The organism is Aquabacterium sp. (assembly GCF_049317225.1).
Classification (GTDB): domain Bacteria; phylum Pseudomonadota; class Gammaproteobacteria; order Burkholderiales; family Burkholderiaceae_C; genus Aquabacterium.
Window position 1 is genome coordinate 29888 of sequence record NZ_JBMOIR010000003.1, and the last position, 15304, is coordinate 45191.

General features: G+C 60.7%; 16 protein-coding genes. 1 reads left to right on the forward strand and 15 read right to left on the reverse strand.

Annotated elements, in window-relative coordinates; genetic code table 11:
- Positions 1-74: 74 nt before the first annotated feature.
- Complete coding sequence (locus tag ACOYNB_RS03410; protein WP_422837714.1) at positions 75-1616, forward strand: cryptochrome/photolyase family protein; 1542 nt, start codon at positions 75-77, stop codon at positions 1614-1616.
- A gap of 16 nt (positions 1617-1632) precedes the next feature.
- Here the strand turns inward: ACOYNB_RS03410 and ACOYNB_RS03415 are convergent, their stop codons facing one another.
- From ACOYNB_RS03415 to fliG, 15 genes are all read right to left on the reverse strand, one after another.
- A complete protein-coding gene (locus ACOYNB_RS03415) occupies positions 1633-2025 on the reverse strand; it encodes a hypothetical protein (RefSeq protein ID WP_422837715.1) in 393 nt (130 codons plus the stop codon).
- 2 nt (positions 2026-2027) lie between these two features.
- Positions 2028-4025 (reverse strand): DNA topoisomerase IV subunit B, encoded by a 1998-nt coding sequence (locus ACOYNB_RS03420; RefSeq protein ID WP_422837717.1) that lies wholly within the window; start codon positions 4023-4025, stop codon positions 2028-2030.
- Positions 4026-4053: 28 nt separating this feature from the next.
- On the reverse strand, positions 4054-5421 hold the full coding sequence (locus ACOYNB_RS03425; protein WP_422837718.1) for an alkaline phosphatase family protein: 1368 nt from the start codon (positions 5419-5421) through the stop codon (positions 4054-4056).
- A gap of 22 nt (positions 5422-5443) precedes the next feature.
- Positions 5444-6205, reverse strand: a complete 762-nt coding sequence (gene fliR / locus ACOYNB_RS03430) for a flagellar biosynthetic protein FliR (RefSeq protein WP_422837719.1) — start codon at positions 6203-6205, stop codon at positions 5444-5446.
- Between the two features lie 3 nt (positions 6206-6208).
- Positions 6209-6478, reverse strand: a complete 270-nt coding sequence (gene fliQ / locus ACOYNB_RS03435; protein ID WP_374258295.1) for a flagellar biosynthesis protein FliQ — start codon at positions 6476-6478, stop codon at positions 6209-6211.
- A gap of 9 nt (positions 6479-6487) precedes the next feature.
- Positions 6488-7249, reverse strand: coding sequence for a flagellar type III secretion system pore protein FliP (gene fliP, locus ACOYNB_RS03440; protein ID WP_422837720.1), 762 nt, complete (start codon positions 7247-7249; stop codon positions 6488-6490).
- A complete protein-coding gene (locus ACOYNB_RS03445; protein WP_422837721.1) occupies positions 7249-7614 on the reverse strand; it encodes a FliO/MopB family protein in 366 nt (121 codons plus the stop codon). Before ACOYNB_RS03445 ends, fliP begins: the two co-directional genes overlap by 1 nt.
- Positions 7615-7644: 30 nt before the next feature.
- The gene (gene fliN / locus ACOYNB_RS03450; protein ID WP_422837722.1) at positions 7645-8121 is read right to left on the reverse strand and encodes a flagellar motor switch protein FliN; all 477 of its coding nucleotides are present in this window, start codon (positions 8119-8121) and stop codon (positions 7645-7647) included.
- On the reverse strand, positions 8114-9115 hold the full coding sequence (gene fliM / locus ACOYNB_RS03455) for a flagellar motor switch protein FliM (protein ID WP_422837724.1): 1002 nt from the start codon (positions 9113-9115) through the stop codon (positions 8114-8116). The genes fliN and fliM overlap by 8 nt, the downstream gene beginning before the upstream one ends.
- A 45-nt stretch (positions 9116-9160) precedes the next feature.
- A complete protein-coding gene (locus ACOYNB_RS03460; protein WP_422837725.1) occupies positions 9161-9799 on the reverse strand; it encodes a flagellar basal body-associated FliL family protein in 639 nt (212 codons plus the stop codon).
- A 139-nt stretch (positions 9800-9938) separates the two neighbouring features.
- Positions 9939-11327: a flagellar hook-length control protein FliK gene (locus ACOYNB_RS03465; protein ID WP_422837726.1), complete on the reverse strand. Its 1389-nt coding sequence runs from the start codon at positions 11325-11327 to the stop codon at positions 9939-9941.
- A gap of 12 nt (positions 11328-11339) precedes the next feature.
- Complete coding sequence (fliJ, locus tag ACOYNB_RS03470) at positions 11340-11822, reverse strand: flagellar export protein FliJ (protein WP_422837727.1); 483 nt, start codon at positions 11820-11822, stop codon at positions 11340-11342.
- An 18-nt stretch (positions 11823-11840) separates the two neighbouring features.
- Complete coding sequence (gene fliI / locus ACOYNB_RS03475; protein WP_422837728.1) at positions 11841-13271, reverse strand: flagellar protein export ATPase FliI; 1431 nt, start codon at positions 13269-13271, stop codon at positions 11841-11843.
- The gene (locus ACOYNB_RS03480) at positions 13268-14317 is read right to left on the reverse strand and encodes a FliH/SctL family protein (RefSeq protein WP_422837729.1); all 1050 of its coding nucleotides are present in this window, start codon (positions 14315-14317) and stop codon (positions 13268-13270) included. The genes fliI and ACOYNB_RS03480 overlap by 4 nt, the downstream gene beginning before the upstream one ends.
- A complete protein-coding gene (gene fliG / locus ACOYNB_RS03485; RefSeq protein WP_374258279.1) occupies positions 14304-15299 on the reverse strand; it encodes a flagellar motor switch protein FliG in 996 nt (331 codons plus the stop codon). The genes ACOYNB_RS03480 and fliG overlap by 14 nt, the downstream gene beginning before the upstream one ends.
- Between the last annotated feature and the right edge of the window lie 5 nt (positions 15300-15304).

Below are 15304 nucleotides of genomic sequence, written 5' to 3' on the forward strand. Positions count from 1 at the left end.
AATGACATCCTGAATGTGGTCGGAAGTGTAGTGGCTCTGCAAGCCAACGCACTCTGGCATATCCTCGAAACGCCATGAGCCTGACACTGCGCCTGATTCTGGGAGACCAACTGAACCCGCAACACAGCTGGTTCAACGATGTTCAACCCGACGTGGTCTACGTCTTGATGGAAATCCGTCAAGAGACCGACTACGTGTTGCACCATGCGCAAAAGGTACTGGCCATCTTTGCGGCCATGCGTGCTTTTGCGACAGTGCTGAAGGAAAGCGGTCACCGCGTCAGGTACGTGCGCATTGGTGATCCATCCAATCGCCAATCGCTGACCGACAACCTGGATGCCTTGATCAGGCACTACCAGGCGTCGTCCGTTGCTTACCAGTCCCCCGACGAATACCGCCTGGACCAGCAGTTGAGCGAATGGGCGCATCGACAGCAGGCACACGGCCTGACCGTGACATGCGTGGACTCGGAGCACTTTTTCAGCAATCGGCGTGCTGTGACATCGCTCTTTGGCGAACGACGGCAATGGCTGATGGAGCATTTTTACCGGCACATGCGCCGTCAGCACCAGGTGCTGATGAGGCCCGATGGACAACCCGAGGGCGAGCGCTGGAACTTTGACAGCGACAACCGACATGCCTGGCGCGGCACCCCTCAGGCGCCGGCCGATTGGCGTGGCTTACACGACCACCGCACCTTGTGGCAAGAGATTGAAGCGGCCGGCATCCAGACCTTTGGCGAGCCCGAAGCCCACCAATTGCGCTGGCCAGTCCATCGCGCCGAGGCACTGCAGCACCTGGACAGCTTTATCACGCACGCCTTGCCGTGGTTTGGCACCTATCAGGATGCGATGAGTCAAACGCACCAGCGCTTGTTTCATTCCCTGCTGTCATTCGCGCTGAACACCAAGATGTTGAACCCACGTGAGGTGGTGCGTCGGGCGGAACAAGCGTGGACCGATGGGCACGCACCGCTGTCGTCGGTGGAGGGGTTCATCCGGCAGATTCTGGGCTGGCGCGAATATGTCCGAGGGGTGTATTGGGCGCACATGCCGGGCTATGCCGAACGCAATGCCTTGCAGCATGATCGTCCCCTACCCGACTGGTTCTGGACCGGTGACACGGGCATGGCTTGCGCCCGCATCGCGATTCGACAATCGTTGAACAGTGCATACGCCCACCACATCCAGCGCCTGATGGTGATCGGGAATTTCGCCTTGCTGGCCGGACTGGCGCCCCAAGCGGTGCATCGCTGGTATCTGGGCGTGTATGCCGATGCGTTCGAGTGGGTCGAAGTCCCCAACACGCTCGGCATGAGTCAGTTTGCCGATGGCGGCTTGCTGGCCACCAAGCCTTACGTGGGCAGTGCCAGCTATGTCCACCGCATGAGCGACCACTGCGAACACTGCACCTATCGCCGGCAAGACCGCATCGGCCCCCAAGCGTGCCCCTTCAATGCGCTGTACTGGGACTTTCACATGCGGCACGCGACACAGCTGCGCAGCAATCCGCGCTTGAGCATGGTCTACAAAAACCTGGACCGTATGACCGTGTCTGAACGAGAGGCAGTCGAGACCCAAGCCCGAGCCATCCTGCTGAAGCTCGACACACTTTGACGATCAGCGGCGGGAGTCAACATGCCATGGATTCGAAGCATGTGGCCCCTGGCTCAACCTGCACGTGCAAGGTCAGCGCCTGGATGTCCAAGCGCAAACCTTGGGCGCTCACCAAGGTCAGCGTCACACCGTCAAAGTGACTTGAAGGCAAGGACACGGCACGCACCAAACGCCCGGCACACGTCAACGCCCCTTCAGTCAGACGCCCTCGCATGGCCGCGACATCCCCTTGGATACAGGCCTTGTACAAACGCCATGTCACCCCACGATGAAATGCATGCGGATTCCCCTGCCCCAAGACAGGCCGCTCTGGCTGCACCCATGCCGCCGAAAACACCAGCCGTACCAGACCGGGCTCGCAACACACCTCGCGCAACTCAGAGCCAGCCAGGTGCATGAACCAGGTCATGCTCACACGTCGATCTCGACGTCGTTGCCGTACAGCTCCATCAGCTCGCGGCGAGAAGCTGCTTCGCCCTTGCCCATCAGCTTGTTGAAAGAGCCCTCGGTCGACGCAAAGCCTGGCTCCCCGTAGGCCACGGGCAGCAGACGGCGCGTATCCGGATTCAGTGTGGTTTCCCACAACTGCTCGGCATTCATTTCGCCCAGACCCTTGAAGCGGCTGATGGTCCAGGATCCCTCGCGGCAGCCTTCCTTGCGCAGCTTGTCCAAGATGGCATTGAGTTCGCCTTCGTCCAGGGCATAGAGCTTGGCAGCGGGCTTCTTGCCACGGGCGGGCGCATCCACCCGGAACAGTGGCGGGCGCGCAATGTAGATGTTGCCCGCCTCGATCAGCTTGGGGAAGTGCCGGAAGAACAGCGTCAACAGCAGCACCTGGATGTGCGAGCCATCGACGTCCGCATCAGAGAGGATGCAGATCTTGCCGTAACGCAGCCCCGACAGATCGGGTGAGTCGTTCGGTCCGTGGGGGTCCACGCCAATCGCCACCGAAATGTCATGGATTTCGTTGTTCTTGAAAAGCAGGTCGCGCTCGACCTCCCACGCATTCAGCACCTTGCCACGCAGGGGCAGGATCGCCTGCGTTTCCTTGTCTCGGCCCATCTTGGCACTGCCGCCTGCCGAGTCCCCTTCCACCAGAAAGACTTCGTTGAAGGCAATGTCGCGGCTTTCGCAGTCGGTGAGTTTGCCCGGCAGCACAGCCACACCAGAGCTCTTCTTCTTTTCGACCTTCTGGCCAGCCCGCTGGCGCGCCTGTGCCTGCTTGATCACCAACTCAGCCAGCCTCTTGCCGTATTCGACGTGCTGGTTGAGCCACAACTCCATGGCTGGCTTGACGTAGGTGCTCACCAGTCGCAAGGCATCACGGCTGTTGAGCCGCTCTTTGGTCTGTCCCTGGAACTGCGGATCCAGCACCTTGGCACTCAAGACAAAGCTCGCTCGACCAAAGACGTCATCCGGCATGAGCTTGACCCCCTTGGGGAGCAAGGAGTGCATCTCGATGAAGCCCTTGACGGCGTTGAACAGGCCATCCTTCAGGCCCGCCTCGTGCGTGCCCCCGGCCACCGTCGGGATCAGGTTGACGTAGCTTTCGCGCATGGGCGCGCCTTCTTCGGTGAAGGCCACGCACCAGGCGGCGCCCTCCCCTTCGGCGAAGTTTTCGTCCTCGCTGCCCTTGGCGTACTGCTCGCCTTCGAACATGGGGATCAGCGGCTCGCTGCTCAGCGTCTGGCCCAGGTAATCACGCAAACCCGCCTTGTAGAGCCAGGTCTGCGTCTCGCCCGATTTTTCATGCGTCAGCGTGATGGTCACGCCTGGCATCAGCACGGCCTTGCTGCGCAGCATGTGCACCAACTCACCCTTGGGCAAGTCGGCGCTTTCAAAATACTTGGCGTCCGGCCACACACGCACCGAGGTGCCGTTCTTGCGGTCACCCGAAGCAGCGGGTCGAACCGCCACGGGTTCGATCACATCGCCCCCGGAAAACGCCAGGGTGGCCACTTGCTTGTCGCGGCACACCGTCACCTGCAAGCGGGTGGACAGCGCATTGGTCACGCTCACCCCCACCCCGTGCAGGCCGCCCGAGAAGCTGTAAGCGCCGCCCGAGCCCTTGTCGAACTTGCCCCCGGCGTGCAGGCGGGTGAACACGATCTCGACCACGCTCACGCCCTCTTCGGGGTGCAAGCCGAAGGGAATGCCGCGGCCATCGTCTTCCACACTGATGGAGCCATCGGTGTGCAAGGTCAAGGCAATCCGCTTGCCGAATCCGGCCAGCGCTTCGTCCGCCGCGTTGTCGATCACCTCCTGAATGATGTGCAGGGGGTTATCGGTCCGGGTGTACATGCCCGGGCGCTGCTTGACAGGCTCCAGTCCCTTGAGAACACGGATCGAGCCCTCGCCGTAGGTCGAGCTGGGCTGGCTGGAAGGTTTGGCAGGTTGCTTGGAAGACATGGGCGCCGATTCTACGAACGAAGGCCGATTATTTTTGCTTCACAACAGGTCGGTGAAAAACATCTGTGATTGGTTCAAGGGCCAACCACTCCTTCTCAGCCTCCGAACCTGCCCCGGCTGTCACCCCATGAAACTGCTTGAAGTCGGCCTTGAACGTGTCCAGCGCCCCGTTCAGCCACAGCACGGTCGACAGCACGCTCAAATGGTCAATCCGTTGTGACGACTCACCTTGCTTGACGCCCGCCCCCACGAAAATCGTCGGGATGCGGTGGGTGCCGGTGATGTAGGGGTTGCCTTGGGACGCGTCCGTGCTGCCATCTTCGTCAAAGGTGATGATGAGCAGACTGTTGTGTCTCATCGCCCAATCGGCATACGGGCCGATGTGGGTTTGGAGCCAGTCGTCGGCCACTTTGGCGCTGTTGCTGTGAGCGTCGTTTTGCTCGTTGGGCACCACGATGGACACCGTGGGCAGTTGACTGAATGGCAACGACTTGCCGCTCGCATCCTGCGCAAAGCCGCGAAAGGACTGTTTCAAGACCGGATCACGGGTTGCCTCGAACCCCAGATTCACAGAAATGGGCAACACGTTATGGGGCAGATCCCCCTTCAAGCCGCGCTCACTCGTCGGCGCAAGCTGGTCCGTCCAGTTGATGGTCGGGTTGTGCTTGCGTCGATAAAAGTCCGTGGGCGCATGGCTGGCCGAGCACGGCACCTGCCGAGAATCGGTGCCGCAATTCCAGCTTGGGTAGGGCAAGGACTCACAAAAGCTCAAAAAGGTACCGCCGCTCTTCAAGAGGGCCGCCCCCAGATTGGGCGACGTCAATGGCAGCCATTCCAGCGGCACATTGTTGTTGGCCACGCCCACCTTGGTTTGCCGACGCTCAGGCAAGGGCCGACCATCACGGTCACACAAGGCATCACCCTGGTAGGGGGACTTCAGGTCTTCGAACCAAGGCGGCAGCACGCCTTGGTGATGAGCGCTGAACAAAAAGAGGTAATTCGGTTGGCTGGACCGCGTTGGCAGGGCCGATCCGTAGGGAGTGCGGGCAAAGTGGGCATTGGTGAAACGCATCCCTTGCTTGGCCAACTGGTTCAAAAATCGCCAATCAGACTGCGGGCTGTACACCGGTGCATCGCCGGTCTTGCGCTGCGCAGCGGTGGCGTCATAGGCTGACAGGTTCTCCAGGATCACGATGACCGTGTGATCCGGTTTCCAGAGCGGCGCTCCGGGCGTTTTCTCCTGCGCCGTCGTTTTGGCGTCGGCCGCGCCCGTCGGCAGCACCGCGCCCAACCCGGTCCCCAGCAGCCCTGCCACAGCCTGGCGACGGGTCAGATCACTGGCAGTGCGGCGCAAACGGGCCGTGCGAAAAGATGAATGACGTGCTGGCAATTTCATGGCCGCCAAGATAGCGCCAAATTCACTCGAAAAGCGCCATCATGCGTTCGATGGCCATGGTCAGCGGCGCTTGCATCATGGGCAGCGTCAGCCAAAGCCCCGTCAAGCCCACGCCCAAGGTCACCGGGAAACCGATGGAGAAGATGTTCATCTGCGGCGCCACACGCGCAATCAGTCCCATCACCATGTTGACCAGCATCAGCATGGACACCACGGGCAAGGCCACCCACAGGCCCAATTTGAAAACCTCGGCGCCCCACACCTGCGGCTGCACGGTGTGCAAAAAGGCCAACGGCTCCGGAGACACCGGAAATGCGGTGAAGCTGTGCAACACCGCCCCCGTCAGCAACAGGTGGCCGTTCACCACCACAAACAGCCAGGCGGCCACCGTGCCGTAGAAGCGGCTGACCGCCGTGGCCGTGCCCCCACTCATGGGGTCGAAAAAGCTCGCGAAGTTCAGGCCCATTTGTAGGCCAATCAGTTCGCCCGCAAACTCGATGGCCGCAAACACCACGCGCGCGGCAAACCCCATGGTCAGCCCGATGAGCACCTGCTGCGCAATGACCATCAACGCCTGCGGCGAATTGACAGCGATGGGTGGCATCTCAGGCAGGCTGGGCTGGGCACACAGCACGATCAACAGTGCCAGGCTCAGGCGCACGCGCCGAGGAATGCTCTTTTGCGACAACACGGGCGCAGACGTGAACAAACCCAGCACCCGGAAGAAGGGCCACAGCAAGGGCGTGATCCACGCCAGCACCTGGGCTTCGGTGAACGACACCACGTGTCAGCCCACCACCGTCGGAATCGACTCCAACACCGAACGGATGTAATCCACCAGCGTGGACAGCATCCATGGGCCAGCCACTGCCAGGGTCGCAAACGCTGCCAGCAACTTGGGCACAAACGACAAGGTCGCTTCGTGAATCTGCGTCGCGGCCTGGAAGATGGACACCACCAGGCCCACGGCCAGCACCACCAACACAATGGGGCCACACACGACCAGCAGGGTCAGCAAGCCGTCACGACTGATGGTCAATACCTGTTGCGGATCCATGGTGCCTCCTTACTGCACGAAGCTGGCTGCCAGAGAGCCCAGCAACAGGTTCCAGCCATCAGCGAGCACGAACAGCATCAACTTGAACGGTAAGGCCACCATCACGGGCGACAGCATCATCATCCCCAGGCTCATCAGCACGCTGGCCACGATCATGTCGATGACCAGAAACGGGATGAAGATCAGGAAACCGATCTGAAACGCCGACTTCAATTCGCTGGTGACAAAAGCCGGCACCAGCACGCGAAGCGGCACGGTTTCGGGCTTAACCTCCCCCTCCAGGCGGGCCAAGCGGGTGAACAAGCCCAGGTCAGACTGACGGGTTTGCTTCAGCATGAAGGCACGCATGGGGCCCTGGCCCTTCTCCAGTGCCTCATTGAAACTGATCTGGTTGGCGGCAAAGGGCTCGTACGCGTCCTTGTAGACCTTGTCCAGCGTCGGGCCCATGACGAACAGCGTCAGGAACAGCGACAAGCCGATGATGACCTGATTGGGCGGCGCGGCCTGCGCACCAATGGCCTGTCGCATCAGGCTCAACACGATCACGATGCGGGTGAAGCCGGTCATCATCAGCAACAGCGCGGGCAGAAAGCTCAGTGCCGTGAAGAAAAGCAGGGTCTGGATGGGCACCGAGTAGCTGTTGCCCCCCACGCCCTGCCCGATCAGCAGCGGCAAGGTGGCCGAACCGGTGGGCGCACCTTGCGCCATGGCCCAGCCGGCCATGCCCGACAAGGTCAAAGCCAGCAACCCTTTTTTCATGCCTGAACGCATCACACGCTCTCCTTGCCTTGAGCCTGCGACGTCGTCCGACGCAACAGCGCAGCAAAGGCCGGGTGCGAACTGTCGGGCACCGAAGCCCCCTCTGGCAAGGTCTGCGCAGGCATGGTGTGCAGGGTCTGAATGCTTTGACCGGTCACACCCAGTACCAACCACGTGCGCTCGTCCCCCGAGCCCACTTCCACCGTCACGATGCGTTGGCCGGGGCCGATATTGAGTTGCCCCACTGGCTTGATGATCTGCGCGGCACCACCGAGCGCACCAGCGGCCAGCCCTGAACGCTTGAGCAGCCACAGTGACACCGGAATCAGCGCCACGATGACCACAAACCACAACACCATCAAGCCACTGGATGCCATCTGAGAAGCCTCTGCCTGCGGGCGCAGCGGTCAGCCACCACGGCTGAGACGACGCATGCGCTCCGAAGGCGTCACGATATCAGTCAAACGGATACCAAATTTGTCGTTGACCACCACCACTTCGCCTTGCGCGATCAAGAAACCGTTGACGAGCACATCCATGGGCTCACCCGCCAAGGCATCCAGCTCCACCACAGAGCCTTGCGCCAGTTGCAGGATGTTCTTGATCGGAATGCGCGTGCGACCCAACTCCACCGTCAACTGGACGGGAATGTCCAGGATCATGTTGATGTCGTTGCCTGCCGCCGCTGCGGGTGTCGGCGAAAAGTTGGCAAACGCCGCGGGCGTCATCTGAGGCGCAGGGTCTGACACCTCACTGGCGGCCGAACTGCCGCCGGATGATGCCGAGGACGTGCTGGACTGTTGTGCCAGCGCAGCCTCCCATTCAGCGGCCATGGCATCCTGTTCAGCGTCGCCGGACGGGGGGAATTCTGCGGGATCAGACATTTTGTTCTCCAAGCCAGCTGCTGCCGGTATTGGTCAGGATCTTGTCAACACGAAGCGAGTACTTGCCGTTGGATGTGCCGTAGTAACAATCAAATACCGGCACACCATCGACCTTGGCCTGGATCACCTGCTCGAGATCGAGCTCAATGAAGTCACCTGGTTTGAGCGCCAGCAACTGCTCCACGGTCGCGGGTGCGTGGGCCAGTTCCGCCACCAGTTCCACCTCAGCGGCCTGGATCTGCTGCGTGAGCAACTTGACCCAACGACGGTCAGGTTCGGCCGAATCACCCTGGATGGACGAGAAAAGAATGTCCCGAATGGGCTCCAGGGTCGCGTAAGGGATGCAAATGTGGATGGTGCCGCTGGTGTCACCAATTTCCAGCGTGAACGAACAGCACACCACGATCTCGCTGGGGGTGGCCACGTTGGCAAACTGTGGCTGCATTTCCGAGCGCTGGTAATCCAGCTCGACCGGATAAATACCGTGCCACGACCGCTTGTATTCCTGTGTGATGACGTCGACCAGGCGGTGGATGATGCGTTGCTCGGTGGCCGAGAAATCACGCCCTTCAATCCGCGTATGGAACTTGCCGGCGCCGCCAAACAAGGCATCAATCACCGAAAACACCAGCGACGGCTCACAAACGATCAGACCAGACCCGCGCAGAGGCCGCACCGCCATGATGTTGAAGTTGGTGGGCACCACGATTTCGCGCAGGAAGGCACTGTATTTCTGTACCTTGATCCCACCCACAGACACTTCAGGCGATTTGCGAATGAAGTTGAACAACCCCACCCGGATGTTGCGGGCAAAGCGTTCATTGATGATCTCCATGGTCGGCATGCGCCCACGAACGATCCGCTCCTGCTGAGCCAGGTTGTAGTCACGAACGCCTTCCTTTGGCGCCTCTTCCTGCTCCAGCTTCTGGCTTTCGCCGGTGATGCCCTGCAAGAGGGCATCGACTTCGTCTTGAGAAAGGATTTGCTGGTTCATGGCCGGTGACTTCTCTGAGCCGGGTTAGGGTTGGTCAGCAAGCGATCACTGGATGATGAAGTTGGAATAGTGAACCTGAACGATCGGGTTGTAAGACTCCGCTGGACGCTTCTTCTTTTTCTTCTTGGAAGATGTTTCCGCTTCAGGATCTTCTGCCTCTTCATCGGGGTCGTAGATTTCGTAGCCCATGGCGCGGGCTGCATCACGACGAATCTCGTGAGCAAGCTTCTCCTTGCCCTCCGCGCTCAACAGGTCCGCAGAAGACTTGTGAGACAGCACCAGCAACACGGCATTGCGGATGGCTGGCATGTACGCCTTCATTTCGTCGCCCATGTGAGGGTCATCCACCTGCAAGGTGATGCCCACCTGCGCGTAGCGCTCAGAGTCACGATCCGTCAGATTGACAATGAACGGATCAAGCGGCACAAATGTTGGCGGGCCAGCGTGCTTATCCCCAGAAGGCTTCTTGGCCGATTTGGCGGGCGCTTCATGATGGGCATCACCGCCCTCGGCGTCACCGCCTTCTGCGGCAGCGGCATCAGCCGCCTTCTTTTTCATCATATAGAAGGCGCCACCACCACCGAGCACGAGCAGCAACGCCACCACGGCACCGATGATGACCAGTTTTTTGGGGCCCTTCTTGGGGGCTTCGCCTTCAGCCGGCGCGGCTGCAGGTGCTGACATTCGTGTATCTCCTGGGTTTTATGAACCAACCAAGTACTTAAGACTGGCCCATAGGTGGATTATTCGAAGTCAGCGTCAAACTGAAGAACCGATAAGCAGTAGTAAATCCGTTCGATTCTTCGTTGCTGTCACCCGACGCTCAAGCGTAGAGATCCAAACCACCCACGCGCCCTGGCCGCGGCGCAGCCACTTGACGCATGGACAGACCCTCATCCGATTCGGGCAGATCACGCGAACCTGAGGTCTGCGCATTGCCCGAACGCCCCCCCGACTCGGACTGGCCCCACTGCTGGGCAAACGACTGCTGCGAGGTCTGCGCAGACACGTCACCACCGGTCAAGGTCAGGCCCACGTCGCTCAGTGACGAGGACAACATCGACATACTGGCTTCGATAGCCTGTCTGGTTTCTACCGCTGCTGCAGCGAAATCCACTTGGGCGGAATCACCATCTAGTGAAATTTTCACGTTGATGGGGCCCATTTCTGCCGGGTTGAGGTGCAATTCAGCCGTCATCGGGCCATCGGCTCGCGCCGAACTGACCCACATGCTGACTTTTTCCGCCAGCGCTTGTGCAAAATCGGCGCTGCCAAAGGGCACACCCAAGGTCGCGGATTCGTGCCGGACACCGGATGCGGCAGCTTCAGCCGTACCCAAACCCGGCGTGGGAGCGCGCATGCCACCATTTGCCATCAAGCCGGACAGCGCATCCACATCCGCTTTACGTTCGCTCACCGCGCCAGCTTGCGACAACATCGCATCCACTTGCAGAGCGGCCGTGGACTGAACGCCTTGCCACAACTGCGGATCCAGTCCATGCGCGCCGTTGGCGCCAGCACCCAAGCGATCACTTTGGACCAGAGTGGTGTCGCCGCCTTGGAGCAGGTCTCGCTTTTGTACGGCCTCGCTTGCGTCAGACAACGCATCGCCACCGGGCTGACCTGCCTTGGCACCCGCATGGTTCAGGCTGGCCAGCAAAGCCATCATGCCGGACTTATCCGAGGGGGCTGCATCCTGGGGCGTGGCCACTTGTTTTGCATCGGCTGTCAAAGCGGTCGGCGCCGCATCAGCAGGCTGCCTCTCTTTGTCTTCGACCTTGGCTTCAGCCTCTGCCGGCTTCTCACCCTCAGACTTTGCGGTCGGTGCAGCAGCCTTGTCCTTGCGCGCCCCTGCCGAAGCCTCATTCAAACGGGCTTGCTCGGCTTGGCGCTGCGCGGCCAGTGCCTGCTGACGCGCACGCGCCATGGCCTGCTCACTCAAGCGAGCATTGGTCAAACCACGCTCGGCAGCCGTCTGTTCAGGCTGAGTCCCTGCTGCTTTGGCTGGTGCCGCGGTCTGAGCCGGCTTGGCATCAGGTTTGGCGGCCATGTCTTGGCCGTGCTGGACCATCCAGCCGGAAAAATCCTTTTGTGCCCCAAGGCCCTCCGCCGCACGGGCTTGCGCACTCAGGCGTGCCATCAACTCACTGCTGGTCGACGACACATTGCCACTCAGGGCTTGTGCATTCGCATTTTTCACCGACGTGCTCATGGTCCCTGCTCCTTAGATGACCGAACCCGCCAGCGGATTGACGCTGCCGGACAACGCCGTCGACACACGAGCAGCCCGCGAGGCCATCTCATCCATGGCCTTTTGATCCTGACGATTCACGCGCGCCTGAGCTTCCAGGACACGCTTGTCGATCAACTTGGACACCGCGGCCACCTTGCGTTCGCGCTCGATCAACTCCAGACGGCTGCGCTCAAGCATTTGCTCGGCTTGCGCCAATCGGTTGTCTTGTTCGGTCACGGCATCAGCCAGGCGCTGCATGAAGTCGTTGTAGCAGCGCACGATTTCCATGCCACCGGACTGGCGGAACTGGTTTTGCCAGCGCTGCTGGTATTCCTTGCGCCAATCGGTGAGGGACTGCGCCTGCTGACGCGCCGCGTCACAAGCCTTTCGGCGCGCTTCAAGCTGCGCCATGGCTTCGTCACGCTCTTTTTCAGCCGACTCCAACACCATCAACAAAGCTTGGTTTGCACTCATGCTCGTCTCGTCCTTTTATCAACTCGCCACAATATGATGCAACGCGTTAACGCTTTCTTCCATAGGGGCCGGCGTATGCATGCCTTGCTGTAACAAATGCACCATCGCCTGGTGGGATTTGACTGCCATGTCAAGGTCGTAATCGTGGCCGGGAACATAGGCCCCCAGCTGAATCAGATCCTTGGCTTTGCTGTACTTCGACCACAACTGACGGAAGCGCCGCGCATCATCGATATGTTGAGGCTCCGCGACGTTGTGCATCACTCGAGAAGCACTGCGTTCGATGTCTATTGCTGGGAAATGTCCGGATTCCGCAAGTTCTCGTGACAGCACGATGTGACCATCCAGAATGGCGCGGGCCGCATCCGCAATCGGATCCTGCTGGTCATCTCCCTCGGACAGCACCGTGTAGAAGGCCGTGATCGAGCCGTGTCCGTTCAACCCGTTGCCGCTGCGCTCCACCAGTTGGGGCAACTTGGCAAAGCACGAGGGCGGATAACCTTTGGTTGCAGGGGGCTCACCAATCGCCAGCGCGATTTCACGCTGCGCCATGGCGTAGCGGGTCAGCGAATCCATCAGCAGCAGCACATGCAGGCCTTGGTCGCGGAAATATTCGGCAATGGCGGTGGCGTAGTTGGCACCCTGCATACGCGTCAAAGGCGGCGCATCCGCTGGTGCCGCCACAACGACGGACCTCGCCAGCCCTTCTTCGCCCAGGATGTCCTCGATGAACTCCTTGACTTCGCGGCCCCGTTCGCCGATCAGGCCCACCACAATCACATCGGCCTGCGTGTAACGCGCCATCATGCCCAACAGCACGCTTTTGCCCACGCCGGAGCCCGCAAACAGACCAATCCGCTGTCCACGCCCCACGGTCAGCATGGAATTGATGGCGCGCACGCCCGTGTCCAGCGGTTGGCGTACCGGGTCGCGCTCCATCGCGTTGATCGGACGACGGGCCAACGGCACACTGCGCACATGCTGCAAGGCGCCTTTTCGGTCCATGGGAACACCTTGCGCGTCAATGACACGTCCCAGCAGTCCGCCGCCAATGGGCAAATGTCGAGTTCTGTCCTCGCTGCGACGCCAAGGGTGATTCGGACGCCCCAACACCGGAGGATTGATGGGAATGGATCGCGGCACCACACGCGCGCCGCTGGCCAGACCATGCACTTCAGCGGTTGGCATCAAATACGCACGGTCACCGGCAAACCCGACCACTTCAGCCAAAACGGGGGTGGCTTCCAGACGGGCTTCCGAATGAATTTCACACACCGCGCCGACCGGCAGGCGCAAACCGGCAGCCTCAAGAACCAAGCCCGCCACACGCACCAGCTTGCCGTGATTTTCCAGAGGCAACGGCGTGCCTGCGCAAACATCCAGATCGTCGAGAAACCTCGCCCAACGATCCATGCCGACATCTTGACGATCACGCGCAGAGGCTGTCATACACCACCCTCCGGCCAATCATCTTCTTGCAACTCAGCGGGATCACGCACCACAGCCGTCGAGCCATGAGCCTCATGACCACCGTTCCAAGGTGCGTCATGGCCCATGGCGGCAGCCGCACGCTCCCAACTGGCCTCGATGGACGCATCCACCACGGCAATATCCGACTCCACCACGCAGCCACCCCGGGTGATGGAGGGATCCCCCACCACACGCGCACCACGTGCGGCCAACAACTCCGTGAGTTGCGCCTGCACCATGGCGTGGTCATCTGGGTGAAGGCGCAAAACGATTTGACGCGCGGATGTCAGCAAGGCACTCAATGCCTGCTCGGCCACGTCCACCACCAATTCCGGACGCTGCAGCAACTCACTGCGAACCACCTGTCGCGCCAACTCCAGCGCCACGCCTGCAATGCGCCCGGCCAATTGCTGCTCCAACGATTCCAGCCGCAGTTGGAACTCGTTGGCCAAAGCAGCAACCTGTTCGCTCATGTGAGCGGCTAACTGCGCAGCCTGAGTCTGCTTGTAAGACTCCAATGCGGCCAAACCGTTGCGGTAGCCATCCTGATAGCCGGTGTTGCGCGCCTCAGCCACCAACTCATCCACATTGGGCGGCGGTGGCGGTGGTGGCTCAGCGGCCGCACGCGCAGCAGCTTCGGCTGCGGCCGCTTCGGCTTCGGCCTGTCCTGGCACACCGCCTACGATCGGTCGGCGGACAGCAGGCTTGGGCGGTGCGGCTGGCTCTTGCTGAGACACCTTGGCCCCCATGGCCTGCGCAGCATGATGCGCGGTCGATGAACGCATGGGCGGCCGCACTTCGGCAGCGGCCCGTTCAGCCAAGGTCGGCTTGCGCACACCACCCACGAGATCCGGCTGGGCGGGGGCTTTGGGCGCCTCAAATGCAGCAGGATTCCATGCAGAAAAGCTCCCCAGTTCCTCCCGAGGGATGAATCTGGCGTATGAGCTGGGGGCAGAGGGCGTACCAGTCGGCGCTCCCGACCCGCCCTGAGAACCCAGCGGCGACTTAGGCTTAGACGTAGGCATCGTCGCCTCCGCTGCTCAACACGATCTGACCTTCGTCGGCCAGACGGCGCACAATCTTCAGCAGTTCCTTCTGCTCGCCTTCCACTTCGGACAACTTGACCGGACCGCGAGACTCCAGGTCCTCGCGCAAGGTTTCGGCGGCGCGGCTGGACATGTTCTTGAACACCTTCTCGCGAATCTCCGGCGAACCGCCCTTGAGCGCGATGATGAGCGATTCGGTCTGAACTTCCTTGAGCAGGGCCTGGAAGCCCTTGTCGTCCAACTTGATCAGATCGTCGAACACGAACATGTTGTCCATGATCTTCTGCGCCAGATCGCCATCGGCCTCGCGGATGTAATCCAGGATCGACGTTTCCAGGCTCGAGCCCATGAGGTTGATGATCTCGGCCGCAGGCTTGACACCGCCCAGCGACGACTTGCGCAACTGCTGACCACCTGCCAACACACGCGACAGCACCTCGTTCAGGTCCTTCAGTGCCGCAGGCTGGATACCGTCCAGCGTCGCAATCCGCACCATCACCTCGTTGCGATGACGTTCGGGGAACGACTTCAACACCGACGAGGCCTGATCGGGATCCAGATGCACCAAGATGGCGGCCACGATCTGCGGGTGCTCGTTGCGCAACAGTTCAGCCACCGAACCGGGGTCCATCCACTTCAGGCTTTCAATGCCCGTGGTGTCACTACCCTGGATGATCCGGTCAATCAGCAAATTGGCCTTGTCATCACCCAAGGCCTTGCGCAGCACTGTCTTGATGTACTCGTCAGTATCGGGCACCAGCATGCCCATCTCGGTCGACTCTTCCGTGAACCGATCCAGCACACTGCTGATACGGTCCTTGGTCACCGTCTTGAGCTTGGCAATCGTCTCGCCCAAGCCCTGCACTTCCTTAGGCTCGAGGTGCTTGAACACCTCGGCGGCTTCTTCCTCGCCCAGGGACATCAGCAGGATGGCGGCGTCTTCGAGGCCTTTTTCGTCCATGACTT

What these genes read in the sequence shown, in the direction of transcription:
- ACOYNB_RS03410 (WP_422837714.1), top strand. Translation starts at nt 75, where the DNA reads ATGAGCCTGACACTGCGCCTGATTCTGGGAGACCAACTGAACCCGCAA.
- ACOYNB_RS03415 (WP_422837715.1), bottom strand. Translation starts at nt 2,025, where the DNA reads ATGACCTGGTTCATGCACCTGGCTGGCTCTGAGTTGCGCGAGGTGTGT.
- ACOYNB_RS03420 (WP_422837717.1), bottom strand. Translation starts at nt 4,025, where the DNA reads ATGTCTTCCAAGCAACCTGCCAAACCTTCCAGCCAGCCCAGCTCGACC.
- ACOYNB_RS03425 (WP_422837718.1), bottom strand. Translation starts at nt 5,421, where the DNA reads ATGAAATTGCCAGCACGTCATTCATCTTTTCGCACGGCCCGTTTGCGC.
- fliQ (WP_374258295.1), bottom strand. Translation starts at nt 6,478, where the DNA reads ATGGATCCGCAACAGGTATTGACCATCAGTCGTGACGGCTTGCTGACC.
- fliP (WP_422837720.1), bottom strand. Translation starts at nt 7,249, where the DNA reads ATGCGTTCAGGCATGAAAAAAGGGTTGCTGGCTTTGACCTTGTCGGGC.
- ACOYNB_RS03445 (WP_422837721.1), bottom strand. Translation starts at nt 7,614, where the DNA reads ATGGCATCCAGTGGCTTGATGGTGTTGTGGTTTGTGGTCATCGTGGCG.
- fliN (WP_422837722.1), bottom strand. Translation starts at nt 8,121, where the DNA reads ATGTCTGATCCCGCAGAATTCCCCCCGTCCGGCGACGCTGAACAGGAT.
- fliM (WP_422837724.1), bottom strand. Translation starts at nt 9,115, where the DNA reads ATGAACCAGCAAATCCTTTCTCAAGACGAAGTCGATGCCCTCTTGCAG.
- ACOYNB_RS03460 (WP_422837725.1), bottom strand. Translation starts at nt 9,799, where the DNA reads ATGTCAGCACCTGCAGCCGCGCCGGCTGAAGGCGAAGCCCCCAAGAAG.
- ACOYNB_RS03465 (WP_422837726.1), bottom strand. Translation starts at nt 11,327, where the DNA reads ATGAGCACGTCGGTGAAAAATGCGAATGCACAAGCCCTGAGTGGCAAT.
- fliJ (WP_422837727.1), bottom strand. Translation starts at nt 11,822, where the DNA reads ATGAGTGCAAACCAAGCTTTGTTGATGGTGTTGGAGTCGGCTGAAAAA.
- fliI (WP_422837728.1), bottom strand. Translation starts at nt 13,271, where the DNA reads ATGACAGCCTCTGCGCGTGATCGTCAAGATGTCGGCATGGATCGTTGG.
- ACOYNB_RS03480 (WP_422837729.1), bottom strand. Translation starts at nt 14,317, where the DNA reads ATGCCTACGTCTAAGCCTAAGTCGCCGCTGGGTTCTCAGGGCGGGTCG.
- fliG (WP_374258279.1), bottom strand. Translation starts at nt 15,299, where the DNA reads ATGGACGAAAAAGGCCTCGAAGACGCCGCCATCCTGCTGATGTCCCTG.